The organism is Bacillus sp. FJAT-49711 (assembly GCF_018343715.1).
Classification (GTDB): domain Bacteria; phylum Bacillota; class Bacilli; order Bacillales; family Bacillaceae_C; genus Lederbergia.
The window spans coordinates 1,327,515-1,354,434 of the sequence record NZ_JAGYPL010000001.1; the positions used below are offsets into that span (position 1 = coordinate 1,327,515).

Consider the following 26,920-nt stretch of genomic DNA (forward strand, 5'->3'; position numbering starts at 1 on the left):
AGTCGCGGCGTTTTTAATCAGCGATCCTTTTTTGGCTTAAGGCTTGGGAAAGGAAACACATTGAGCTTTTAGGAGAATTTGGATTCCTTAACGTAAGAATTAGGTCTGGAATTTTGTTAGTCGATAACTGCTTGTGCTAGATGGAAAAAAAGGAGTAATCATTTTAAATGAAAATCATTGCAAGTACATTGAATGCTAAATATATTCATACTAACTTGGCTATTCGTTGCTTAAAAGCCTACGCAGCACCAGATTATACAATAGAGCTTGCGGAATATACGATTAAAGATCCGACACTTAATATTGTGACTGATTTATACGATAAAAAACCTGATGTGATTGGTTTCAGCTGCTATATATGGAATATCGAAGAAACGATAAAGGTCATTGAGATCTTACATAAAATCATGCCACATGTAAAATTTGTTCTCGGTGGGCCTGAGGTTTCGTATGACGTTATTCACTGGTTAAAGAGACTTCCCGAGATTGATTATATCGTAATTGGAGAAGGTGAAGAAACGTTCAAACAGCTTTTAGATGCATTAAATGGCAATATGGAGATGGATAAGGTATTTGGAATTGGCTTTATGAAGGACGGGAAACCGGTCATCAACCCTGTTCGCAATAAAATTGATTTACGTGAAATGCCTTCACCATTTAGATTTCCTGAAGATATCCCCCACTTGTCTAAGAGAGTGATTTACATTGAAACAAGTAGAGGCTGTCCATTTAACTGTCAGTTTTGCCTTTCTTCAATAGAGGTTGGTGTCAGGTATTTTAATCGTGAAAAAATTAAAGAAGATATTAAATATTTGTTGGACAACGGTGCAAAAACAATTAAGTTTGTCGACAGGACTTTTAATATTAGTAGAAGCTATGCGATGGAAATGTTCCAATTTTTAATCGATGAACGCCGGTCTGATTCCGTGTTTCAATTTGAAATTACGGGGGATATTATGAGGCCTGAAGTGATCGACTTTTTAAATAAAGAAGCCCCTGCAGGACTTTTTCGATTTGAAATTGGAGTACAATCGACTAATGACTTGACAAATGAACTCGTGAAAAGAAGGCAAAACTTTGAGAAATTAACGAGAACTGTCAAAATGGTTAAAGAAGGCGGAAAGATTTTGCAACATCTTGATTTAATTGCTGGACTCCCAGAAGAAAATTATGATTCTTTTCGAAAAACGTTTAATGATGTATTCGAGCTTGAGCCTGAGGAATTGCAATTAGGATTTTTGAAAATGCTTCGAGGCACAGGATTAAGAATTTCGGCAAAACACTTTGGCTACACATATATGGATCATGCGCCATACGAAATATTGGGCAACAATGTCATTGATTTCGATGATATTATTAGAATCAAGCAAGTGGAAGATGTGTTGGAAAAATACTGGAATGATCACAGAATGGATCGTTCAGTCAAATTTTTAACTTCACATAGCTTTGAAACCCCATTTGATTTTTTTCAAGAATTTGGAACATACTGGGAAGAACAAAACTGGTCACGGATTGGCCATCAACTTGAGGATTTATTCACACGACTTAAACAATTTCTTTCTGAAAAAAATATTAAACATTCTGCTTTGGCTGAGGGCTTAATGAAATATGATTATTTATTAAATAGACGCTATAAACCTCGAAAAGCTTGGTGGGATGATATTCTTGATAAAAAGACACGATCAGAACTATATGGAGCTATCATTAAAGAAGAAAATTTGATGACGGAATTGAATGTAAACGAAAGAGAGCTTTATAAACATACACAAATTGAAAAGTTCCCTTTTTCTCTTCAAACATTCTTACAAGATGCAAATATTGTTTCCGAATCATCCTACGGTTTAATTTATTATGAACCGACTGATGGAAGTGCAACAATTTATCCGTTGCAAACTACAGAAATCCACAAAAAAACCGGCAGTTAAGGGACACTTCCCTCATGCCAGTTTTTCTTTTTTATAAAAGTTCTTTTCTTATTTGTTCAGGTGACTTAGGAGAAAGCATTCCGACTGGAACGTCATAAACCGTTTTTGCTCCTGCCTGTCCTTCTGCACTCATCTTATATGCAGCTCTTGCATACGCCGTTAATACACTAGCTGTATATTCAGGGTTGCTATCAAGCTTTAATGAAAACTCCATGATCTCTTTATTGCCTTCTCCCGTTTCACCACTTCTAATGACAAATCCACCGTGCATCATTTTTGAATGGTTGGCTTGAAGTTCTTCTTCCGAAATAAAATTTACAACTGTATGATAATCTGAAAAATAATGCGGCATTTCTTTAATCGTTTTTTCAATAACGGATAGATCTGCCCCTTCTTCAGCTACAACAAAGCACTCCCTTAAATGCTTTTCTTTCGTCGATAAGGTAGGATTTTCACCATTTCTAACGCGATTAACTGCTTCTTCAATCGGGATTGTATATTGGACAGCCGCTTTTACTCCTTCTATTCTTCTCACAGCATCAGAGTGTCCTTGGCTCAAGCCTTTTCCCCAAAAAGTATAAGTCTCCCCCACTGGCAAAATTGCTTCGCCTAGCAGTCGATTTAATGAGAACATTCCTGGATCCCATCCTACTGAAATAATACTAATTTTTCCGGAAGATTTTGCAACCTTATCCATAGCAGCAAAATATTCCGGTATTTTGGCATGTGTATCAAAGCTATCAATCGTATTAAAATGCTCAGCAAATGCTGGCCCTTGTTCAGGTAAATCTGTCGCTGAGCCGCCGCATAAAATCATTACATCAATTTCATTTTTATATTCTTCAGCTGATGCAATTGGAAGTACCTTTACATTTGGATCCGCGACTATGACGCTTGAAGGGTCCCGTCTAGAGAATACAGCTACAAGCTCCAAATCAGAATTTTGTTTTATCGCTGCTTCTACCCCTCTTCCTAAATTTCCATAACCAGTAATTCCAATTTTAATTTTGTTCTCCACTTAAAACCCTCCTGTTGACTAAAATGATGATCATTCTTATTATCCAATAATGACTCTTTCCTTAGGATAATGGAAGTCTGGCTCTTTTTCATTGTTTGCCATGATGAATAAAAAGGACAATATACCAATTCTTCCAATAAACATTAACAAAATCAAAATTGTTTTCCCAAAACCTGACAAAGATGGTGTAATCCCCATTGAAGCTCCACAAGTACCAAAGGCCGATGCCACTTCAAAAATAATGGATATCAAGCTAGCATCCTCGGTAATAGATAATAACAAGATCGATAAACCCGTCAATATAACTGCAAGCATTAACACTACCAAAGATTTTATAACATCATTTTGATGAATTTCTCTTTGAAAAACTTTAATAGTGGAACGACCTCTTGCAAAATGAAAAAGAAATAGGATGTTTAGAGCAAATGTTGTCGTCCGAATTCCTCCACCTACCGAGCTTGGTGAAGCCCCAATAAACATTAGAAATGACAAAAAGAGAACAGTGGATACCGTTAATTGATTAACATCTAATGTAAGCAGCCCAGCACTCCTCATTGTCGTCGATTGAAATAATGCATAGAAAAATGATTCATGCCAAGACTTCCCAACAAAAAAATGATTAAATTCAATCGCAACAATAACTACAGTTCCTACTATTAATAGTAAAAAATATGTAGTGGTCGTAATTTTAGTAAATAAACTAAAACGAAATCTTATTTTATCATCTTTATGAAGTAAAAACCTTTTTATTTCAATCCAAACTGGAAAACCAATCGCTCCTAAAATAATCAATATCATCGTGACAAATTGAACAAAATAATCACGTGCAAATGGAATTAGTGATTGCCCAGTAATATCAAACCCTGCATTTGTTGTTGCACTAATGGAAGCAAATAACCCTTGTAATAATGCCTCCTGCCAGGTTGGAAAATATTTAATATAATATGTTCCAAGAACGAGTGCACCAAAAAATTCGATCAGCAAAATAATATAAATAATTTGTTTCATGAGCGCTACTAAACCAGAGAGATTGATTTGATTTTGATCGGTTTGAATCAATTGCCTATGCATCAAGCCAACTTTTTTCCCTAATAGGAGCCAAAAAAAAGTGCTGATCGTCATGATTCCAATCCCACCAATTTGCAAAACAAACATAAGAAGAAAAATACCAGGCACTGTAAATGTCTCAGAAATGTTAATAGTTGACAATCCTGTAACACTTACTGAACTTGCTGCTGTAAATATCGCATCCATGATTGACCACTCTGCACCAGGTTTACGGGCAAACGGCAAACTTAAGAGGATTGCTGAAAAAGCAACGGTTAAGACGTAATATGTAACTAGGATCCGAAATGGCGTAAGCCTAGTCAATTTATGTTTCTTTAAGTGTTTCATGCCTATTATAATCCTCCAATGTAACATCCATTCTTCTATATTAATGAAAAAACGATGTAATGAAAAGAAAAACATCCATTTTATTCATTTTCCATCATATACATTTTCCAGATAATCGAGATGGATTTACCAGTTATGCTTTTTTAATTTAAGTCCATACTAGGATTACGATGTAAATTTAATTAAAAGGAGAGAAATCATATGGCTAATCAAAGCAGCAATAAATTGATTGTCCCAGGTATAGAACAATATTTGGATCAGGTAAAGTATGAAATTGCCCAAGAATTCGGAGTGACTCTTGGTTCAGATACAGCTTCAAGAGCTAATGGTTCAGTAGGTGGAGAAATTACGAAAAGATTGGTACAGCAAGCACAAGCCGAATTAAGTGGAAAACAACAGTAAGACAGAAAAAAACAGCAGCTGCTTGATTGGATGCAGCAGTTTTTAGTCCAATTTCATTTTTAATCCTAAGACTAGCGAAAATGAAACAAGACGAAGAATGAGTTGATGTTGATTTATTCGAGAAAAAAAGCAAATTGTTTGCAAGCTGATTCGTACTGAAGCAAGATAATAAAAAGGAAGCTGTGCATGGATCAGCTTCCTTTTTGCTTAATTATATAAATTGACTGATTGATTATTGTGAACAGCCTTCTTCTTTGATATTAAGTATCCCCCTACTGCAATACCTATCAACACAATCCAAAATATTAGTTTCCAAACAAGAGATTCTGGGAAATGTTCATTTATAATACTTACATTTGGGTGGGCTAATGTAAATACGCTTAGTTTTACCCCAACCCAACCAACAATTAAGAAAGCAGCCGTTTCAAGAGTTGGATATTTCGAGAGCAGCTTGACAAATGTAGTGGCGGCAAAACGCATAATGACAACTCCGACAAGGCCACCTAAAAGCATGATCGTAAATTGTCCACCATCGATTCCTCCAACTTGGAACCATCCAGTCGGTCTTAACGTTACAGCTAACGCAACAGCTGCAAGCATTGAATCAATTGCAAATGCAATATCAGCAATCTCTACCTTTAAAACAGTCATCCAAAATGATTGACCCTTTTTATTTTCCATAGATTTATTAGACTTCTCTTTTTTCTTAACAATGTGATGAACAGATAGGTAAATTAAATAAGCTGCACCAATTGCTTGAATTTGCCATACGTTGACAAGAAAAGTAATGGCAAAAAGGGCTGCAAAGCGGAAAATAAATGCTCCTAACAATCCATAAAACAAAGCTTTTTTCCGCAGCTTTTCAGGTAAATGTTTAACCATTACCGCCATGACGACTGCATTATCCGCAGCAAGAATCCCTTCTAAGCCTATAAGTACTAAAAATACCCATCCATATTCCAAGATCATCGATAATTCCATCAAATTTCCTCCCTTATTTTTTACATCCCCTTAGGCAGGAAATTTTGCTTTTAATAAAAACAAAAAGACCTCTGCCATATGGGCAAAGGTCTTGCTGGACATGTTTATGCCAACAAAGCCGGTGAATTCCTTCACGAAATGACGACTTTGTTTTAGGCAGAATCTCTAATTCTACCTAACGCTACTCCCCTTTGACTTTACGTCAAATGTATTAATTTATTGTTATTATAATATATGAAGTCTAGTAAAGCAATATTCACTTATATTTTTTAACTAGATTCTAGTTTTTCATCTTCCATCTTTTCCTTTTCCGATTCATTCTTCTAGTTTCAGGGTCAAATAAACTATATACAACTGGAATGACAAATAATGTTAAAAAGGTGCTGCTTATCAATCCACCAATAACGGTTACGCCCATTGGTTGATTCATTTCTGTTCCCTCTCCTATACCTAATGCAAGTGGCACTAATCCAAGAATTGTAGTCAAAGCTGTCATTAAAATAGGTCTTGCACGATCTTTAACAGACTCTATAAGTGCATCATAGCTTGATAATCCAGCTTGTTTTCGCTGATTAATATAGTCAACAATGACAATCGCATTGTTCACTACAATTCCAGCTAAAATGATGATCCCGATAAAAGCAGGTACACTAATTGGCATCTTACTTGAAATTAAGGCAATGGCGACACCAATAACCATGAGAGGTACCGTAAACATAATAACAAATGGATACTTAAAAGATTCAAATTGGGCAGCCATAACGATATAAATAAGAACAATGGCTAAAACGAATGCCATAATCATATCATCGATTGAGTCTTCAAGTAATTCCTTTTCACCACTATACGTGATCTCTGTATCACTGGGAAGCTTCAATGCGGCTAGCTCTGACTCTACTGCTTTTGACATTGTTCCTAAATTCGTCTCTGAACTATATTTTAATGTGAATTCTACTGAATCTAATTGGTTAATACGCTGTATTTCAACGGGCCCTGTACCTACTTCAATCTTTGCCAAGTCCCCTAACTCGGCATAAGAACCGTCGGATTTTCTTATTAATAAGGATTTTAATTTATCAATATTTCTTGTGATGCTCTTATCATACTCCACATATACGCCGTATACGTCCATATTATCGGTAATAATTTGCGTAGCTTGTACTCCACGGGTTGCATCATTGAAAATCATTGCGATTTGGCTAGGGGCAAGTCCAGCCTCGAATGCTTGATCCCGGTCAATCGTAATATGGACTTCTTCAACTGTATTCGCTGTTGTTGTAGATAAATCTGTTACATTTTCTAAATTGCTTAATGAATTAAATATTTGATCTGTACTTTTTTCAAGCCTTTGTTTATTTGAGTCTGATACATTAAATGACATCGTTTGCGGAGCCATACCGGATGCAGCTTGGACATTAAATCGGATGGCTGCTTCCTTATTTACCTTCTCTACTTCTTTTTCTATTTTTGGCTTTATATGATCAATAATTTTAAATAAAGATCTATCTCTATTAGCAAGAGGTTTTAACTTTACATATACTTCTGCACTATTTGCCATGCCCCCGCCTTGAAATGTCGATTCCTGAGTCGAACCAATTAAGCTTACATAAACATCTACGTCTTTTTCCTTCTTTAGTTCGTTTTCCATAACAGTAATGACTTTTTCTGTTTCGGAAAGAGCAGCTCCATCTTCTAGTTTTATATTAACACTAAAGAAACCTTCATCAGTCGGTGGAAGAAATTGCATTCCAACTGTTGTCAAGCCAAAAATTCCACCTGCAAATAATACTAAAGCAGTAAATAATACAAGGAAGCGGTGACGCAGAGACCAACGGATAGATCGATCAAGTAAATTCATTGGTTTCGATCTACGCCTTATTGCCTCATAATCACCATATGGCTTTTTTAATAACCTGCTGGCTAGCATTGGAATAACGGTCAAGGCAACAAATAAGGAAGCAAATAAACTAAAGGAAATCGTAAAGGCAAATTCTTTAAATAATTGACCTAATAAACCACTGATGAAAACGACTGGCAAAAATACAGCGACGGTTGTAAGAGTGGAAGCTGTAATAGCACCAGCTACTTCCTTTGCTCCTTCCAATGCTGCTTCTTTAGGATCTTTTCCCATGGATAAATGTCGATATATATTTTCGATTACGACTATAGCATTGTCGACTAGCATTCCAATACCTAATGCAAGTCCACCAAGCGTCATGATGTTTAAAGCAAAATCAGCAAAAAACATTAAAACAAACGTGACGATGACGGAATAAGGAATAGCAATTCCAATAATGAGTGGACTTTTAATATTTCTTAAAAAGAAAAATAACACGAGCATTGCCAATGCTCCACCAATAATTAAGGAGCTGGCAATATTCCCAATCGCCATTCTTACGTAATCACCTTGATCAAATAGAATATCTGACTCCATTCCCTTATATTGTTCATTCTTTAGAAGTGATTTTAATTCTTGTTGAAAGTCCTTTGAAACTTCTGCTGTATTAGCGTCTGTCTCTTGAAGCACACTTAGTAGTACGGAAGGCTTCTCGTTCGTTCGTGTAATGCTTTCTGCCGTTTGCTCCTGCTGTTTAACCGTAGCAACATCTTTAATTCTAACTTTTTCTCCATTTATTGGATTTACCGTTATGGCAAGATTCGCGATTTCATCTGCTGAATGCACCATGCTCATAATTCGAGTAGTAAGTTCTTTTCCTTCGGTGAAGACTGTTTCCCCTGGAGTAGAAATATTATTTGCTTGAATAATATTCACTACTTCTGCTTGGGATAATCGATATTTTTTTAAATCATCTTGATGGAGTGTTACATTGATCTCTTCTACTAAATTACCTGTAACATTAACATTCGCGATTCCTTTTACTTTCGTAAGCTCGTTCGTTAACGTATCCGCCAAATTTCTTAGACTTTTCTCATCTTGATCTGTTTTAAGTGAAAGTTGAATGACAGGGAATTGAGCAGGATCAAATTTTAAAAATCGTGGTTTTCCCGCATCTGATGGGATTGGAGTTTGATCGATTCTTTGAAGTACATCATTTTCGATTTCATCAATGGAAGTAGACCATGAAAATTCTAACAAGATTAAATTTGAACCTTCCTTTGAAATCGATTGAATATTTTTGATCCCTGGCAAAGTTGCAAGGCTAGCTTCCATTGGCTTTGTTATTTTTTCAACGACTTCTACGGGACTTGCACCCTGGTAGGAAGTTACGACAACGGCTACAGGAGGATTGATTTCTGGTATTAGCTTAAGTGGTATTTTTAAAAGTGAAACAACCCCTAAAATAATGACAAGAAACATTGTTACAATTGTAAACACGGGTCTCTTTATGGAAAATTTACTTAAATTCACTATGTATACCCCTTTCGTACTCCCTTGACGCTTTTATTATAACAATTTGCTGGTTGGAATTATATTGAAATGATGGATTCTTTTTGACATGAACTAAAGTGAAGCGCCTGTTTGACGATGTAAAACCTTATATGATGCTAACAACATGATGAGTCGTTGCTATGAGTAAGAACAAGAGCCAGACAGGGACAAGCAAAGTTTCCATTAGATTATTTAAGCAAAAAAATGCCGACTGTGCGGCATTTTTTATTGCTGTGGATTTTTATTTAACTGTTCTTGTGCTAGTCGAATCATCTCTTTAACCATATTGCCCCCGATGGGTCCTCCAACCTTTCCCGCTTCTTCAGCGGACAAGTGGCCATTATAGCCTTTTTTAAGCGGAACACCTTGCTCTTTCGCTATTTCATATTTTACATCGTTCGGGTTATCAGGATTTACATGATATCCTTTTTCTGACATCACTTTTCCCTTAAAATCATCTAAGGCAGCTCTTGCCCCTGGAACAAGCGTCCTATTTCTTCTAGCCATAAGCATACCTCCCTTTAGAGGTAGTATGTCCTTAAAATAGAAAAAACCTCATTCCGAATATTGAAAGGATTGAGGAATATTTTACTATAATAACTAGGCTTGTAAGCGTGAATAACAAGATTGAGAACTATGAGCTGCAATTTATGCATAGTTTAGGATCGGCAATTGATGGATTGATGACCTTTAACTTCAATTTGCGATTGACTTTGGTCATCAATAGACGGATTGGTGACCTTTAGCTTCAATTTGCGATTGACTTTGGTCATCAATAGACGGATTGGTGACCTCTAGCTTCTATTTGCGATTGACTTTGGTCATCAATAGACGGATTGGTGACCTTTAGCTTCAATTTGCGATTGACTTTGGTCATCAATAGACGGATTGGTGACCTCTAGCTTCAATTTGCGATTGACTTTGGTCATCAATAGACGGATTGGTGACCTTTAGCCATGATTTATTCATAGCTTAGGGCACCAATCATCTTATATCTATATAAAGATAAGTTTTTTCCCTTAATCATGTTCATCCATCGGATTAAATAGTTTAACCTCTGGATTCTTATCTTGGAACCAGCGCAATGCAAAATCATTCTCAAAAAGGAATAATGGTTTGTCGTATCGATCTTTTACAAGAAGACTCCTTTGACTAGAAAGAGATTCGTCAATTTTATCATTCTCTATCCATCTCGCAATTTTTGAACCGATGGATTCCATAATCACATCTGAATTATATTCATTTTTCATGCGATGTTCAAAAACCTCAAATTGAAGTTGGCCGACGGCACCGAGAATGTAGTCTTCCATTCGATATGTTTTATAAAGCTGAATCGCACCTTCTTGGACAAGCTGTTCAACACCCTTATGAAAGCTTTTTTGTTTCATCACATTTTTAGCTGTAACTCTTACAAATAATTCAGGCGTAAATTGAGGTAATTTTTCGTAATGTATATTTCTTTTACTTTCAGAAATTGTATCGCCAATTTGATAAGTCCCAGTATCGTATAAACCAATAATATCACCGCTTACAGCTGCATTCACTGTACTTCTATCATCTGCAAGAAACTGTGTTGATTGGGATAGTTTGAATTGTTTTCCCGTTCGTGCAAGAGTTACATTCATGCCTCGTTCAAATTGACCAGAGCATATTCTGACAAAAGCTATGCGATCACGGTGAGCAGGGTTCATATTCGCTTGAATTTTAAAAATAAACCCCGAAAAACCTTCTGAAGCAGGATCAATTTTCCCTTCATTTGTCATCCTTGGTTGTGGAGACGGGGCAAATTTCAAATATGTTTCTAAAAATGTTTGAACGCCAAAATTAGTTAATGCACTCCCGAAAAATACAGGAGATAATGTACCGTCATTTATTTTTTCTACTGAAAAATCATTTCCTGCTTCGTCCAGTAACATTATTTCTTCCAATGCCTGTGTATATAAGCCCGATTCCTTCAAAGGATGATTTCCAAGTATTTCTCCATCTTCATCCAATTCTAAAAATCTTTGATCTTCATCAACACGAAATTGCTCAATTCGGTTATTGTAGCGGTCATAAATACCGTAAAATTCTTTTCCCATTCCAATTGGCCAATTCATCGGATAAGATTCGATTCCAAGTACTTCTTCTAGTTCTGCTAGCAGTTCAAGGGGAGTTCTCCCTTGTCGATCTAATTTATTAATAAATGTAAAAATTGGGATTCCCCGCATTCTACATACTTTAAATAATTTTAGTGTTTGTTCTTCAATCCCTTTGGCGGAATCGATGATCATAACAGCGCTATCCACCGCCATTAGCGTTCGATACGTATCTTCACTGAAGTCCTGATGCCCAGGAGTGTCCAATATATTAATTCGAAAGCCGTCATAATCAAATTGCATGACAGAAGAAGTTACGGAAATTCCTCTTTGTTTTTCAATTTCCATCCAGTCAGATGTGGCATATTTCCCTGTTTTTTTACCTTTTACAGTTCCAGCATCCCGTATGGCTCCTCCAAAATATAGAAGCTTCTCAGTCATCGTTGTTTTTCCGGCATCTGGGTGAGAGATGATTGCAAAAGTTTTTCGCGATTCCACTTCTGCTTTTAATGTTTTTGCCATATACATAATTCCTTCCGTTGTTCAGTCTTTTTCTATCTTATTCTTTGCAAGAATGAATTTCAACGGTAAGTTTTAAAAAAGCTATTTACTTACTCGAAAAGTTTTTCATTTAAAATTCTTTCTATTTGATTGAGACAGTCAATTTTCTCTTTTTTCATTTAATATTTATAAATGTCTCGGAGTGTATGTATTTCCTAAAGAATAATTTGAAAAAGTTCCTTCAATTCATCTTCTGAAAATTTCGTTTTAATGTTTTTTCGACACCTTTTAAAAAAGGCATCCGGACATTTTTCCGGACGCTTTCTAGAAAATAATCATATTTCCGTTATCGGCGACAACATATAGGCCAATAAAAGTTTTTCTGTATTAATAAGTGAAGTTTCATGTGTTCTTTCAAATGCATGAGATGATTCAATTCCTGGCCCCACTAAGCCGTGGACAATATCATGGCCAGCATTAATTGCAGCCGACGCATCAGATCCATAATATGGATAAATATCTACTTTATAATCAATATTATTGTCCTTCGCTAATTGAACGAGATGCTTTCTTAAACCGTAATGGTAAGGACCGCTCGAATCTTTAGCACAGATGGAAACAGTATATTCATCAGATGCTTGCCCTTCACCTAGTGCGCCCATGTCTACCGCTAAATATTCGACTGTTTCAGGAGAGATATTGGCGTTTCCACCATAGCCGATTTCTTCATTATTAGAAATTAGAAAATGAGTTGTATAAGGTAATTCAATATTTACTGATCGAATATGCTTAATAAGCTGTAATAAAATAGCCGTACTTGCCTTATCATCCAAATGTCTTGATTTAATAAAACCGCTCGGTGTTACTTGAACACGAGGATCAAATGAAACGAAATCGCCGACATTGATGCCAAGTTTTCTCGTGTCTTCTTCACTGTTCGTCAATTCATCAATTCGAACTTCGATATTTTGCTCATTCCTTTTTGCTTCTCCTGCATCCTTGTATACATGGACAGAAGTTTGCTTCATCAAAATCGTGCCTGTATACGTTTTTCCAGAATCGGTTTCGATTTCACAATATTCACCTTCGACTGAATTCCAGCGGTATCCACCGATCATCGTCAGTTTCAATCTACCATTTGATTTAATTTCTTTTACCATTGCTCCAAGTGTGTCGACATGTGCCGTCAACATCCGATGTTGATCGGTATTTTTTCCTTGAATTGTAATAAGCAAGCCGCCTTTTCGATTCCTTTTCATTTCAAGTTCGAGACCTGTTAAATATGTTTCACAAAAATCGATTACTTTTCGTGTATTACCGGAAGGGCTAGGAATCGAAACTAATTCCTTAATTAATTGGACTGTATCTTTTACTTGAGGAAATTCACTCATATTGCATGCTCCTTTATGTAGTAAGATGTTATAATCATAACACGAGTTTCATGAAACGGAGGATATTAAAGTGGCTCTACATTCATTTTTATTAAATGCGGATTGGCCAGGCGGACGCAATAGTGTCGGGACGATTGATGCTGGAAACTTGAAAACAGAAGTTTCGATTCCACCAGAAATGGATGGACCTGGAGTTGGAACAAACCCTGATGAAATGCTCTTAGGAGCGGCAGCTACATGCTATATCATCACATTAGCCGCCATGTTGGAACGCGCTTCTATACGAGTTTCAAAACTTACAATGGAGTCTGAAGGTATTGTTGAAGTTGAAAAAGGCGTCATCACGTATAAAACAATCATCCACAGGCCTACTGTTAATTTAGCTAACGATGAACAGATTGAATTAGCTCAAAAGCTTGCTGAAAAAGCCGAAAAAAGCTGTATGATTTCACGAGCTTTAAAAGGCAATGTGGAGATTAAGCTTGAAGCCGACATAAAATGACCGCCTTTTAAAAAGACGGTCATTTTTATTATTTCCTAAATTCTTGTAATCCTTCATTTAATGTTCTAGTGTTTGGATAAACATCCTGATAAAGCTTAAATAATTTTGTATAAGCTTCTACATTCTCCTTTTTTGGTGTAAATGATTCACTTGCTTGGACAAACGTATCGGCGCACTCTTTAAGTGAAGAAAACCATCCACAACCATAGGCGGCTAGCATAGCTGCTCCCATTCCAGGACCTTGCTCGCTTGCAATCTTCGTAATTACTACATTGAAAATATCGGCTTGCATTTGCAGCCAATGTTTATTTTTAGCTCCTCCTCCAATGGAGATGACGCTATCAATCTTTTTGCCATTCTCCCTAAAAATCTCGATTGATTCATGTAAGGAAAAGGTGATACCTTCAAGGACAGCTCGGACAAAATCTTTTCTTTCATGGGATGCATCCATGCCAATGAAGCTTCCTCTAATGACTGAATCAGCATGCGGAGTTCTTTCCCCAGCAATGTACGGAGTAAAAAGTAAACCATTCGATCCGATCGGAACTTCGTCTATACCGTTTAACAGTTCTTCAAAATCAACCTCACTAGCAAAGACATCTTTAAACCAGCTTAAGCTATATCCGGCTGCAAGAGTTACTCCCATTGTGTAAAAGGCATTTTCTTCTCCATGGTTAAAATAATGAACCTTTCCGCCGAAATCAAGGTCTTTCCTATGTTCATACGATAAAACGACTCCCGATGTTCCAATACTGCATAATGTTTTGCCTTCTGATAAAATGCCAGAACCGATAGCTCCACAAGCATTATCTGCACCACCAGCAAATACTTTTACACCTGTTGATAAGCCTGTTTTTTCAGCTACTTCACTTGTAATGTTGCCAGTTTGTTCATGAGATGCTACAAGCGGTGGACAAAGAGAACTGTTAATTCCTAGCAGGTCGCAAATTTCATTACTCCACTTTTTCTCTTGGACATCCAATAGTAATGTTCCAGCTGCGTCTGAATATTCACTATGTACTTGCCCCGTTAGTCTATAGCGCAAATAATCTTTCGGAAGTAGGAAAACAGCTGCATTTTCAAAAATAGTTGATTCATGTTCTTTAACCCATAAAATTTTTGGCAGTGTAAAGCCCTCAAGTGCAGGATTTTTTGTTATGTCCAGAAGTCTTTTTTTGCCGACTATCTCCTCTATCTTTCTACATTGGGCAGTTGTTCTTGTATCATTCCAAAGAATGGCATTTCTTAGTACATTGAAGTCTTTATCCAATAAGACGAGTCCGTGCATTTGTCCGGAAAAGCTAAGACCTTCAATGTCTTCTAAATCCCCGTTAAAATTCTTAACCGTTTCCGCCAAGCCTTCAATTGTTTTTTCTATCCATTCTTCCGGATCCTGTTCGCTATATCCTGATTTTTCTTGAATCAATGGATACGACTTCGATATTTCTTGGCAAACTTCCCCGTCTTGATTCATAAGCAGTATTTTTACTGCACTTGTTCCTAAGTCAACACCAATGATATACTTCAACATTCTCACCTCTCGTATTAGAAAAATGCAATTCCCTTGAGCATCGACGTACAAGCATCCAAGCCTACGACTGAGAGAAAGGAAACACGGTGAAAAACAAGCCGATGTTGATTTATCGTAGGAAGTAGGATAGGAAGTTTTCTAGTCGATAGGGCTCGTGCTAGACAACAATTCACTTTGTTCAAACTAAAAAAATTTTATAGTTTTCTTTCTTTCAAAAAGTGCTGGAATTTTTCAATTCCAGCACAAGTTTCACTTATTTTCCAGCAAGCGTTTCAAGCAAGTATTGATTTACTATTGCCCTTAGTCTCTCTTGTCTCCCTGAACGGTTTTGAATATTTCCTAATTGAAGTGCATATTCTTCAAGTTTATGGAAGTCTGCTTTTCCTTCTACAATTTCCAATCCAATTCCTTCAGTGTAGCTGCTGTAACGATCAGCGACGAAGTCTTCCAATACACGATCTTCTAAAAGTTTCGCAGCAACTTTTAAACCGATAGCAAAACTATCCATTCCTGCGATATGTGCGTGGAATAAGTCTTCTGGCTCAAAAGAACCTCTGCGTACTTTTGCGTCGAAATTTAGTCCACCTTTTCCTAATCCGCCATTTTGTAGGATTTCATACATAGCTAGAGTTGTAGAATACAAGTCTGTAGGGAATTCATCTGTATCCCAGCCGATTAATGTATCACCTTGGTTCGCATCAACAGAACCAAGCATGCCGTTAATACGTGCAACTCTTAACTCATGTTCAAATGTATGTCCGGCAAGAGTAGCATGGTTAGCTTCAACATTAAATTTAAAATATTGATCCAAATCATATTTTTGTAAAAAAGCGTGACCTGTTGCAACATCAAAATCATATTGATGCTTTGTGGGCTCTTTTGGTTTAGGCTCAATTAAAAATTGACCATTAAAACCGATTTCTTTGGCATAGTCAACAGCCATATGGAAGAAACGTGCCAAGTTATCAAGCTCAAGTTTCATATCTGTATTTAAGAGCGTCTCATACCCTTCTCGGCCACCCCAGAATACATAGTTTTCAGCACCAAGCTCTTTACCAACCTCTAAGCCTTTCTTTACTTTTGCAGCAGCGAAAGCAAAAACGTCCGCATTACTGGAAGTTGCTGCCCCGTGCACATATCTCGGATGGGTAAACATATTTGCTGTGTTCCAAAGTAATTTAACTTTGCTGTCTTTCATGTAATCTTTAATCATTGCTGTGATCACATCGAGATTTTCATATGTTTCCTTTAATGTATCGGCTTCCGGTGCAATATCGGAATCGTGAAAACAGAAGAAAGGAACATTCAATTTTTCGAACAATTCAAATGCAGCTTCAACACGTGCTTTTGCAAGATCAAGTCCTTTCAAATGGTCCCACGGACGAATGGCAGTACCTACTCCGAACGGATCTGTTCCATCGGCTGTGAAAGTGTGCCAATAAGCTACGGAGAAACGTAATATTTCCTCCATTGTCTTTCCATTAATCGATTGCTCAGGATTATAATACTTAAATGCAAATGGATTCTGAGATGATGAACCTTCGTACTGGATTTTGTTAATTTCCTCAAAATATGCCATATTTCTTCCCTCCAAATAATCTTTTTATGACGGCGTTTACATTTTGGTATATGTATTTATGTCCATCACTTATTTCCAATAGTATATCATCTTCTTTTCTTCTTTGTCTATTCATTAAACAAAGTTTTTATGATAATATATATTTTATATTTTAGTTTGCATGTATTAAAGGAGAACTTCTATATGAATCCAACGTGGAATCAACAGTTAATAAAAAAAGAGAATAAAACGATTGTACTTCAACTGATCATTCAACAAGCACCTATCTCCCGTGCTGATATTGCGATTAAATCTGGTTTGAATAAAGGAACAGTCTCGACACTCGTTGCGGAATTAATTGATGAGCAATTAATTCTTGAGACGGGTCCAGGTGTTTCAAGCGGCGGCAGGCGGCCAGTCATGTTAGTGTTTAATGAAAATGCAGGTTGTACAATCGGAATTGATTTAGGAGTCAATTATATTTTAGGGATTTTAACAGATTTACAAGGAAACATTATCGAAAAAAATAGGCATAATTTCATCCCCCAATCGATAGAACAAACATTACAGCAAATACATAATGATATTCGAGATTTAATGGCTAAAGCACCACACACACCATATGGAATCATTGGAATTGGCATTGGTGCTCCAGGAATTGTTGATAATAATAGTTCAGTAGTTCTAGCGCCTAATTTAGGTTGGAAAAACTCTTCCATAAAGGAAGAAATTGAAGAGATCTTTCAAATACCTGTTGTAATTGAAAACGAAGCAAACGCTGGTGCCTATGGAGAAAAAAAGTTTGGACTCGGTACAAATGTCGATAATCTCGTTTATATAAGTACAGGAATAGGCATTGGGACAGGAATTATCATGCACGAAAAACTGTATAGAGGTGCTACTGGTTTTTCGGGAGAGTTTGGCCATATGACGATCAATATGAACGGGGAGACTTGCAGATGTGGAAATACTGGCTGTTGGGAGCTATATGCTTCTGAACAATACGTCATTCAAAAAGCATTAAAGCTTCAATTAGTTACGTGCGAGAATGCAAGTATAGAACAAATTATTGAACTTGCTCAAAATGGGAATGAGCACGCTATTGATCTGTTACAAAAAACAGCCGTTCATCTCGGAATAGGTATTGTGAATATCGTTCACGCTCTGAATCCCCAAAAAATCATTGTAGGCAATCGATTATCGGGTGCAAAATCTTGGATGGAAAAAACGGTTCAAGAATACGTTAAAAATCATGCGATGACATCCCATCAATCTGAAGTAAAAGTACAATTTTCCGACCCTTCATTTCCTGCAACAGCATTAGGAGTGGCTGCTTTTTCAGTCGAACAATTTCTTAATAGATCATTAGAAAAAATCAATCCCAATACATAAATGGGATTGATTTTTAATAATAAGGTAAAAATTTAACTTTGTTTTCCTTCTATCTCCTGTGCCTAGAGCAAATTTCTTGTCCTTTCGCATGCGAAGCAACATCGGCTGATTTTCACCATTATTTCCTTTATTGAAAAAAAGAAGTCGACTAAGACTGCCACGTTTTTATGTCATCGTCGACGAATCCGCTTCTTGCGTCCCCGTACTCCAATGAACAGGCGCTTCCGCTTTATTTCTCATATTTTCATAGATTCTCCATCATGTTTTATAAAAAATAAGCTATCTTCAATTATCTTTTTCTTTTCTATTATATCCATCAAATTATTCGCGGTTTCTTCAGGGGATCCGGGCGCCTTTTCCCCACCCATATCAGTTTTAATCCAGCCTGGATGAACGGCATATACATTGATATTTCTATTCTGTACATAGCTTTTAATCTGTTTCGTGAACATATTTAATGCTGCTTTAGAAATGGCATACGGATAATCACCGCCATATGCATTTGTCATGCTTCCTGCATCAGATGAAATGTTGATGATCGTTTGATTAGCCCCTTTAAAAAGCAACGGTAAGAAGTGTTTAACTACTCGCATAGGGCCATACAAGTTCACATCCATCGTCAGTTCTAGCAAAGAAAAATCAAGTTCCTCAATTTTCGAGTCACGTGCGTATAAAACACCGGCATTGTTTATAATAGCGTCAATGGCTCCCCATTCTCCTTGAACTTGCGCGGCGGCAGCCGATACGATTTTTTCATCTGTCACGTCAAGGGATAAGGGAAAAATTTGATTAGGAAATTGATCAATAAGTTCTTTCAAACCTCCTGCTGGTTGATCCCCATTCCGTGCGCAAGCGAAAACAGTATGTCCTCTTTCTGCCGCAGCCTTGGAAAGAAAGAATCCAAGTCCTCGGTTTGCACCAGTAACCAATATTTTCATATACATCCGCCTCTCTATATATTCTTATTTAAATATTGCAGAAAACGAGAAATATATTCAGTGTTTTTCGCGTTGGCAGGTACACAAATTACTTTTTCTTCATTCGGAACGAGACCACTCAGTATAGGGAAAGCGGATATATTAATCCCTGTAATATCTTCTTTATTTTCTTTAGAATAATGCAATTGGTCTTCTTGTACTGGCCAATCTGTAATTCCACTTGTTTGTTGAAAAGACATTAACTGATTTTGATCGTTCATATTATCATAAAAATCTTTGTCAACGATAAAGAAATCAATATATCCGGCAGAAAGTTCTGCCGCCATTTTTTGCATATCAATTCCTACCTGCATATCTAATGCATCACTAGAGGACTTCATCGTCTGTATAACGATATTCGATTTGTCTCTTTCTTTATCTGTCAAAAAGTCTTGGTAAAGCGTATCCTGAAACGTATCAATATACTCAGGATCATATATTCCCGTCATCATAACAACATTCAGTACAACTTCCTTCTTCGTTACAATACTATGAGCCATAGAGGCGACTATAATGACAAGCACGATACCGCCGATAATAAAAAATTTATAATATTCCCAAATATATTTCGCTTTTTCAGATGTACTCATACCTGAAAGTATTTCTTTAAGAGGTTTTTTCATATTCTTCACTTCTTTCTTCCTGCTGTTATTAGAAAAGGCCCTTTTCCGAAGCATTGTTGTTAATTGCTGTATTCCTAATTAATGAGAAAAGCTTCATCCTTGTAACTGAAAAATGCTAAAAAAGCTACTGGCTTAATAAGAACCGTTTCAAAAAGCCGGTCCTTGCGCTTTTACAAACAACAAACTTAAAGAAAGTAGCTTTAGAAAATATGCATGGCAACAAAAATGACTAAAGTTAACGTAAAAGAACTTAATAATGTTGTCGCGATAACTGTTTGAGAAGCAAATTCGGGTTCATTATTATACTCCTGCGCTATGATGGCACTATTTACTGATGTAGGCATTGCGGTTGAGATGAGCAAGGCTTGGGCAATAACTCCGTCCAATCCAAGCAAAAGTAAACCAATAAGAGCAATTACTGGTCCCACTACTAAACGATAAAAAATATTTAAATAAAGTGGAATATATGTAAAAGATATATTAATATGAGCAATTTGCGCCCCTACCGTAAGCAACGCCATAGCGATTAATGCATTTGAAATATATGATATAGGTGTAAGGATAAAATTTGGCAAGGGAACATTTAACACATTAAACAAAATTCCGATAAACATGGCGTAAAACAAAGGCATTTTAAAATAGCCTAAAACAGCTTTTAATTTTCCACCATGCACTGACTTAAGAGCAACGACCCCGTAAGAAAAAGTTAGTGTATTTTGAAAGGCCATGACAGCAATTTGGATCGACATTGCAAAAGGATCTTGTTTAAAAACTAAATCGTTAACAGGAATGCCATAGTTCCCGGAATTATAAAATATAATGCTGTTTGAAAAAGATAGTCTCATTTTATCGCTTAATTTACATAGCTTCGCTGTAGCCATACTTAATACATACAATATCACAACAAATGCAAAACTGAACATGATTACTTGCAAAAATAACGATAAAGAGAAAGAGCTTTCATATAGTTTAATAAAAATAAGAGCTGGGCTCAAAAAATATATATTTATTTTTGCAAGTGTATAAAGATCAAGCTGAAAAATTCGCTGCATAATGATTCCAACAGCAATCAAAATAAATACAGGTAAAATGATATCAACAAATATAAAAAATAAATGTGCCATTCCGGTTATCTCTTCTTCCATTATACAAACGTATTCTACTAAAATCTAATTCGACAAATTCCTTGTAATTCCTGCTAAAAAAAAGACGTCCATTGAAATAGACGCCTTTCAAATTTAAAGCACTTTACTTAAAAATGATTGTGTTCGTTCATGCTGTGGATTGGAGAATAGCTCATTCGGTACATTTTCCTCCACTATATAGCCATTATCCATAAAAATAACACGGTCACCGACTTCACGTGCAAAGCCCATTTCATGTGTTACGACAATCATTGTCATGCCTTCCTTTGCAAGCTGCTTCATAACCTCAAGCACTTCTCCAACCATCTCAGGATCTAATGCAGAAGTTGGTTCATCAAACAGCATAATCTTTGGTTCCATTGCCAATGCTCTAGCGATGGCAACACGTTGTTTTTGCCCCCCCGAAAGAGAATCTGGATAGGCATCCGCTTTATCAGATAAGCCAACTTTCGCTAAAAGTTCCTTTGCTTTTTTTTCAGCTTCCTCTTTCTTCATTCCTTTAACATTTATCGGTGCAAGTGTAATGTTTTGAAGAATTGTTTTATGCGGAAATAAGTTAAAATGCTGAAAAACCATTCCAACATTTTTTCGAATTTCATTTATGTCTGTCTTCTTATCTGTTAAGTCCTTGCCTGTTACAACAACTTGCCCGCCTGAAACAGATTCGAGCAAATTCAAACAACGGATAAAAGTAGATTTTCCAGATCCTGAAGGGCCAATAACGACGACTACTTCCTGTGGCTTTACTTCAAGAGAGATATCTTTTAAAACTTCATTATTTCCAAAAGATTTCTTTAAATGTTTTACGGAGATCATTCGGTCTTCAGTCTCCTTTCAATATGATCCATTAAATAAGTAAGTGACAGCGTTAATACTAAATAAATAAGGGAAACAAATATATAAGGCTCCCACACCCTCATATATTGAGAACCGGCTACACGTCCCCAATACATTAATTCTGGTGCGGCGATGATAGCTGCAAGAGATGTTTCTTTTAATAACGTAATGAATTCATTTCCAAGTGGTGGAATCATTCGTTTAATTGCCTGTGGTAAAATAACATGCCTCATTGCTTGAGCATGCGTCATCCCTAGAGAACGAGCTGCTTCTGTTTGCCCTTTATCAATGGACTGAATGCCTGCACGAAATATCTCAGATATATAGGCTGCTGAATTTAAAGCCAGTGCAATAATAGCAGATACAATTGGGTTGGCTGGAGACATAAATAGTGGAACAATAGCAAAATGCATTAACAGAATTTGCACGAGGAACGGTGTACCCCTAAAAAAATTAATATACCATACAAAAGGAAAACGAATAAATGGTTTATTGGACATTTTCCCTAATCCAATGATCAATCCTAATATGAGACCTAAAGAAATACCGGCAATTGTAAAGCCCAGGGTTAATAATGTTCCTTTTATAAATAACGGTAAATAATCGATAATGATATCAAATCTAATATTTCCCATGATGGCAGCTCCTTTCTACTTATTTTTATATATTTTTCTGAATAATGTCATCTCATGAAAAGCGGCTGTCTACTGGCAAAGAGCCGTAGGACAGCCACTACATTAATAATAGAATCTAATTACTATTTAATCAATCTTCTTTTAATGTCTCTATATAATTTTTTGCATCTTTTAAAGATTCAAGATTTGGTTCTTCATCAAACCACTTTTTGTAAATTTCTGTATACTTTCCATTATCAAACAATGTATTTAAAGCTTTATCAAAATCTTCTTTATAAGGGCTGCCTTTTTGGAATGCAATCCCGTAGTATTCAGGCTTAAAGCGTTCTTTATCTTCGACTGACTGAATATTGCTATCAGGGTTTTGTTTAATATATTCCTCGGCAACAGGCTTGTCTGTTACAGCGGCGTCCACAGTTCCACTTAGCAGCGCTTGGAACATTAGACCTGAAGATTCATATTTAGAAATGTTTTTGGCGTTTTGTCCTACAACAGATTCTGCTGCCTCAGCACCAGTCGTTCCGTTTTGGACACCGACCTTTAGATTTTTTAAATCTTCGGCGTTTTTAACTTCTATATTATCTTTAAATAAAATTAAGAACCCTTCAGACTCATAATATGGAATGGAAAAATCATATGATTGCAAACGATCCTTTTTAATCGTAATTCCTGACATACCGATATCCAAATCTTTCGTATCGAGACCTGCTAGCATTGAATCCCAGCCTGTATTTTTCATATCAATTTTATATCCTGCTTCTTCACCAAGAGCATGGATTAACTCAACATCAAATCCTGTAAGTTCTCCCTTTTCAACTAATTCAAAAGGAGGGAATGTTGCTTCTGTCCCAACATGTAGTATTTTCTTTTCATCCTTACTGCCATTTTTATTAGAATCGTCTTGCGATGTGCCACAAGCTGCTAACAATAATGCAGAACTGGCGGCAAGCGCAAATAATGATTTTTTGAATGAGACTTTCATCGTGCCAACCCCTTGTAATGTATTCAATATAAGTATAATAGCTTGTATTTAAGGAGTTTACAAGTGCTTTTCTATATTTTTATTTATAATTTTTGTATATTTATTCATAATTAGATAGGAAAGTCGTTACATCATTTCAAAAACTATTGGCTCTATTCAACGATTGAAATAGCTTCCATATAATAATCAGATAAAGAAAATATCCTATGAAAGAGATGCTGTGATTCCATGAGTCACCATGCCTGAAAAGTCCCAATTCTTCCGAAATCATTTCACCTATAGGAACAATAAAACAAATCATTAATATGACTATGAATCTTTCTAACTTGTTTATTTTCATCATGGATAATAAATATAACCATGTCAGCATTGGAAGGATGCAAAATGTAAAAGCAATATTTATTGAAAAGATATTAGGAAATGGACGAATCGGAAACTCATAATAACCGTTGCTCACATAAAAGAAATCTAAAAAAGTCCCAAGTAAAGCAGCTGTAGCAATAGTAATAAAATATGGAATACGTCTATTTGAAAATAATATTTTTTGCCATTGCCGCGAGTTCGAGTTTTTCCAATGCTTCACAATAGTCACCTTCTATTTCTCCTTTGATTTCTAAATCATCTTTCAGCAAATATTGGATTACATCCGATTGAACAAACCAATCACCTATTTCTGCAGCAGGATGCTGGACATTATTCCATGCCATTCTCAAAATAGGACTATATAATTTTGCCTCACCTTTTTTCACTTTGCATTTATTTAAACGACGAGACAGTTTACCAGGCACCCCTTCATTAATATCATTAAATACATCCTTCCAATAATCTTTTCGTGAGCCAGTATGAGGGTTGGAAATAGCCCAATGAAAAAATTTTCCGAACTGTTCTCCACTATTAAAAAGAATATAATATAATCTTTTGCCGAGCATAATTCTCTCATGCAACGAATCAAATTGATGGAGGGTCTGCCCTAATAAGGTAATTTTTTTGCCTTTATAAAAAGGAAATAGAATATGATTGAACGATAAAATATCTTGTAAAAAAAACTGAAGCGAATTTAGCACTTTATCTTTATACTTGGGATTACGAATAATACGGTGCTCCAAATAGCTTTGTTCATTAATGATTTGTGCAATCGCAAGCACGTAACAATCATTATAATGCCAATAATGCTCCCAATTGGCTTGCATAAAAACCGATACATTTAAATATGGCAAAAGATAAAATAGACCTTTATTTCTTTTCCGGCACTCTGCATACAATAAAAACTGCGGAAATGCATCTTGAAAAATCAGCCAATTTCCACGCTCCAAGAAAGAAAAAAATACATTTTTTGTTTCAACACTCATTAGTTTAGAAACAAGGTCCCCTTTCAAATCGGTCATATTCCAACCGCCATTTCTTGAAACCATATGTCCTAAAAATGCCCAATGAATCTCAGGATAGCTGCAAAAAAAATCAAGATATGCCTTCGTTCTTGTTATATTATTTACATTCCATCGAGCAGTTTGTGAGCGTATACTATTAAGAATTTGTTTTTCTTCCATAGTCAAGAACTTCTCACTTATCGGAATTCTCCGCCGCATTTTTATTAACTCAGACTTTAAGATAGTTAACTTTTCAGGCAGCCTATTCTTTCTTTTTATTTTTTTCTGAAATAAAATGATTGATCACCTCCATGATGAATCCTTTATTTTATTCAAGAATATGTATATGGATATAAACCTAAAGGAGAGTTGTTTTTGTGGAAAAGCATCATGTAAAACAACATATGAAAAGTTTGATTAATACACTTAAAAAAGATCAATTGGCTGATGGGTCTTGGGATTATGCGTTTGATACTGGGATATCCACAGATGCTTACATGATTATTTTATTAAGGACTTTGGGAATAAATGATGAAGAGTTAATTTTGGAATTAACGGAGAGTATTTTGAGCAAACAGGAGAAAAATGGGTCATGGAAATTATATTACGATGAAGAAGAAGGAAATGTTACCCCTGCTGTAGAGGCCTATTATTCACTTCTATATTCAGGCTATTATAAAAAAAGCGACGAACCACTAAGAAATGCGAAAAAGTATATATTAGCCCATGGCGGTATCGAAAAAGCACATATGTTTACGAAAATAATGCTGGCATTAACCGGACAAACTCCACAAAAAATCCACTTTCCAGTACCAGTAGAATTCATACTTTTACCGTCCTCCTTTCCATTAAATTTCTTTGATATTTCATCTTTTGGAAGGGCAAATTTAGCTCCTCTAATGATTTTAGCTGCTAATAAGTATAGTAAAAAAACAAAAAAAAGTCCGGATTTATCAGATTTATATCTTTCTAGATCCGATGAATTTTTCAATTGGACGGAAACACGTGAATCAAGAAGTATTTTTTCAACGATTGAGCAAGGGATCAAAAGTATAATTGGTTTGCCACAACACATCCACTCACTAGCCATCCAAAGGGCAAAACAATATATGCTTGATCGTATAGAACCAGATGGTACTTTTTACAATTATTTCAGTGCTACATTTTTAATGATATTTGCTTTATTGTCTTTAGGGCATAAACGAAAAGACCCTTTTATTGTGAAAGCAGTCGAGGGGTTAAAAGCGATGAAAAGTAAAATTAATGGGCATACACATATGCAATATACAACCGCGAATGTTTGGAACACATCTTTAATAAGCTTTACACTCCAAAAGGCAGGAATCTCTTCTGATGATCCGATGATTACAAAAGCAAATGATTATTTACTTAGTAGACAACAATATAAATATGGAGATTGGGCAATTCACGCTCCGGGGATTCCACCAGGTGGCTGGGGCTTTTCAGATATTGATACGATGGAGCCCGATGTTGATGATACGACAGCATCGTTGCGTGCCATTTCTCCCCTCGTTCAACAAGATGCACAATATCGCGATTCATGGGATAAAGGCGTATATTGGGTCACTTCCATGCAAAATTCAGATGGTGGCTGGCCAGCATTCGAAAGGAATGTAGACAAAAAAATATTTAACTTAATGCCCATTGAAGGTGCGAGGTTTTTATTGGGAGATCCAAGCAGCGCGGACTTAACAGGCAGAACGCTTGAATTTCTTGGTCACTATACAAATCTACCGAAGAATACGAAAATGATAGAGAGCGGGAAAGACTGGCTTTTAAAAGACCAAAAAAAAGATGGATCATGGTATGGCCGCTGGGGAATTTGTTATATTTACGGGACATGGGCTGCTATTACAGGTCTTATGGCATCGGGAGGCGAGCCAAAGGACGCCAACATTCAAAAAGCCATTAATTGGTTGAAAAGTATACAAAATAAGGACGGCGGCTGGGGTGAATCGTGCCAAAGTGATTTCAATCATACGTATATTCCTCTTCGTGCGAGTAATATCACCCAAACGGCCTGGGCAGTAGATACATTGATTGCAGTTCACAATAAACCTACTCAAGAAATTCAATCTGGAATTATGTATCTGAAAGATGCCATTCTAAAGAATAACTGGACTGTCGATTACCCGGTCGGTCAAGGAATGGGTGACGCATTCTACATTCATTATCATAGTTATAAATATATTTTTCCGTTATTGACTTTGGCTAATTATGATAAAAAGTACTGATTATGAACCTCCCACGATTAAAATCGCGGGTTTC

Annotated in this window: 22 protein-coding genes and 1 riboswitch; of the genes, 5 read left to right on the forward strand and 17 right to left on the reverse strand. The window is 36.2% G+C overall.

The features are described from left to right. The first annotated feature begins 167 nt into the window (after window positions 1-167). A complete protein-coding gene (locus KHA96_RS06415) occupies window positions 168-1,925 on the forward strand; it encodes a B12-binding domain-containing radical SAM protein (RefSeq protein ID WP_213128415.1) in 1,758 nt (585 codons plus the stop codon). A 31-nt stretch (window positions 1,926-1,956) separates the two neighbouring features. Here the strand turns inward: KHA96_RS06415 and KHA96_RS06420 are convergent, their stop codons facing one another. Then, window positions 1,957-2,943, reverse strand: a complete 987-nt coding sequence (locus KHA96_RS06420; protein WP_213128416.1) for a diaminopimelate dehydrogenase — start codon at window positions 2,941-2,943, stop codon at window positions 1,957-1,959. 39 nt (window positions 2,944-2,982) lie between these two features. Next, window positions 2,983-4,338, reverse strand: coding sequence for a TrkH family potassium uptake protein (locus tag KHA96_RS06425; RefSeq protein ID WP_213128417.1), 1,356 nt, complete (start codon window positions 4,336-4,338; stop codon window positions 2,983-2,985). 201 nt (window positions 4,339-4,539) lie between these two features. On the opposite strand from KHA96_RS06425, the gene KHA96_RS06430 reads away from it, so the two are divergent. Continuing rightward, window positions 4,540-4,740, forward strand: coding sequence for an alpha/beta-type small acid-soluble spore protein (locus KHA96_RS06430; protein WP_213128418.1), 201 nt, complete (start codon window positions 4,540-4,542; stop codon window positions 4,738-4,740). A 207-nt stretch (window positions 4,741-4,947) separates the two neighbouring features. Here KHA96_RS06430 and KHA96_RS06435 read toward each other — a convergent pair whose 3' ends face one another. The 5 genes from KHA96_RS06435 to KHA96_RS06455 form a co-directional block, all read right to left on the reverse strand. Next, window positions 4,948-5,721 (reverse strand): TerC family protein, encoded by a 774-nt coding sequence (locus KHA96_RS06435; protein WP_213128419.1) that lies wholly within the window; start codon window positions 5,719-5,721, stop codon window positions 4,948-4,950. A 32-nt stretch (window positions 5,722-5,753) separates the two neighbouring features. Continuing rightward, window positions 5,754-5,923, reverse strand: a riboswitch (yybP-ykoY riboswitch). 78 nt (window positions 5,924-6,001) lie between these two features. Next, window positions 6,002-9,091 carry an efflux RND transporter permease subunit gene (locus KHA96_RS06440; protein WP_213128420.1) on the reverse strand — a complete coding sequence of 1,030 codons (3,090 nt, stop codon included), beginning with the start codon at window positions 9,089-9,091 and terminating at the stop codon, window positions 6,002-6,004. A 246-nt stretch (window positions 9,092-9,337) separates the two neighbouring features. Continuing rightward, complete coding sequence (locus KHA96_RS06445; RefSeq protein ID WP_213128421.1) at window positions 9,338-9,619, reverse strand: alpha/beta-type small acid-soluble spore protein; 282 nt, start codon at window positions 9,617-9,619, stop codon at window positions 9,338-9,340. Between the two features lie 512 nt (window positions 9,620-10,131). Beyond that, window positions 10,132-11,712 carry a peptide chain release factor 3 gene (locus tag KHA96_RS06450; protein WP_213128422.1) on the reverse strand — a complete coding sequence of 527 codons (1,581 nt, stop codon included), beginning with the start codon at window positions 11,710-11,712 and terminating at the stop codon, window positions 10,132-10,134. A 314-nt stretch (window positions 11,713-12,026) separates the two neighbouring features. Then, entirely contained in the window at window positions 12,027-13,082 is a 1,056-nt protein-coding gene (locus KHA96_RS06455) for a M42 family metallopeptidase (RefSeq protein WP_213128423.1), read from the reverse strand. Window positions 13,083-13,152: 70 nt separating this feature from the next. On the opposite strand from KHA96_RS06455, the gene KHA96_RS06460 reads away from it, so the two are divergent. After that, entirely contained in the window at window positions 13,153-13,584 is a 432-nt protein-coding gene (locus KHA96_RS06460) for an OsmC family protein (RefSeq protein ID WP_213128424.1), read from the forward strand. Between the two features lie 28 nt (window positions 13,585-13,612). Here the strand turns inward: KHA96_RS06460 and xylB are convergent, their stop codons facing one another. Together xylB and xylA are read right to left on the reverse strand one after the other, a co-directional pair. Continuing rightward, window positions 13,613-15,112 (reverse strand): xylulokinase, encoded by a 1,500-nt coding sequence (xylB, locus tag KHA96_RS06465; RefSeq protein ID WP_213128713.1) that lies wholly within the window; start codon window positions 15,110-15,112, stop codon window positions 13,613-13,615. 256 nt (window positions 15,113-15,368) lie between these two features. After that, window positions 15,369-16,694 carry a xylose isomerase gene (gene xylA / locus KHA96_RS06470; protein ID WP_213128425.1) on the reverse strand — a complete coding sequence of 442 codons (1,326 nt, stop codon included), beginning with the start codon at window positions 16,692-16,694 and terminating at the stop codon, window positions 15,369-15,371. Window positions 16,695-16,877: 183 nt separating this feature from the next. Between xylA and KHA96_RS06475 the strand changes: the two genes are divergently transcribed. Then, window positions 16,878-18,065 (forward strand): ROK family transcriptional regulator, encoded by a 1,188-nt coding sequence (locus tag KHA96_RS06475; protein WP_213128426.1) that lies wholly within the window; start codon window positions 16,878-16,880, stop codon window positions 18,063-18,065. Window positions 18,066-18,301: 236 nt separating this feature from the next. On the opposite strand, the gene KHA96_RS06480 is transcribed toward KHA96_RS06475, so the two are convergent. The 8 genes from KHA96_RS06480 to KHA96_RS06510 form a co-directional block, all read right to left on the reverse strand. Next, on the reverse strand, window positions 18,302-19,003 hold the full coding sequence (locus KHA96_RS06480) for an SDR family oxidoreductase (RefSeq protein WP_213128427.1): 702 nt from the start codon (window positions 19,001-19,003) through the stop codon (window positions 18,302-18,304). Window positions 19,004-19,017: 14 nt separating this feature from the next. Continuing rightward, a complete protein-coding gene (locus KHA96_RS06485) occupies window positions 19,018-19,674 on the reverse strand; it encodes a hypothetical protein (RefSeq protein ID WP_213128428.1) in 657 nt (218 codons plus the stop codon). 191 nt (window positions 19,675-19,865) lie between these two features. After that, window positions 19,866-20,810 (reverse strand): AEC family transporter, encoded by a 945-nt coding sequence (locus KHA96_RS06490; RefSeq protein WP_249315289.1) that lies wholly within the window; start codon window positions 20,808-20,810, stop codon window positions 19,866-19,868. A gap of 93 nt (window positions 20,811-20,903) precedes the next feature. After that, window positions 20,904-21,626, reverse strand: a complete 723-nt coding sequence (locus KHA96_RS06495; RefSeq protein WP_213128429.1) for an amino acid ABC transporter ATP-binding protein — start codon at window positions 21,624-21,626, stop codon at window positions 20,904-20,906. Next, the gene (locus KHA96_RS06500; RefSeq protein ID WP_213128430.1) at window positions 21,623-22,282 is read right to left on the reverse strand and encodes an amino acid ABC transporter permease; all 660 of its coding nucleotides are present in this window, start codon (window positions 22,280-22,282) and stop codon (window positions 21,623-21,625) included. The genes KHA96_RS06495 and KHA96_RS06500 overlap by 4 nt, the downstream gene beginning before the upstream one ends. 130 nt (window positions 22,283-22,412) lie before the next feature. Then, on the reverse strand, window positions 22,413-23,264 hold the full coding sequence (locus KHA96_RS06505; protein ID WP_213128431.1) for a basic amino acid ABC transporter substrate-binding protein: 852 nt from the start codon (window positions 23,262-23,264) through the stop codon (window positions 22,413-22,415). A 136-nt stretch (window positions 23,265-23,400) separates the two neighbouring features. Beyond that, on the reverse strand, window positions 23,401-23,856 hold the full coding sequence (locus KHA96_RS23470) for a CBO0543 family protein (RefSeq protein ID WP_481748210.1): 456 nt from the start codon (window positions 23,854-23,856) through the stop codon (window positions 23,401-23,403). Further along, entirely contained in the window at window positions 23,789-24,850 is a 1,062-nt protein-coding gene (locus tag KHA96_RS06510) for a DUF2515 family protein (protein ID WP_213128432.1), read from the reverse strand. Before KHA96_RS06510 ends, KHA96_RS23470 begins: the two co-directional genes overlap by 68 nt. A 185-nt stretch (window positions 24,851-25,035) precedes the next feature. Between KHA96_RS06510 and shc the strand changes: the two genes are divergently transcribed. Next, window positions 25,036-26,886, forward strand: coding sequence for a squalene--hopene cyclase (gene shc, locus KHA96_RS06515; RefSeq protein ID WP_213128715.1), 1,851 nt, complete (start codon window positions 25,036-25,038; stop codon window positions 26,884-26,886). Window positions 26,887-26,920: the final 34 nt, after the last annotated feature.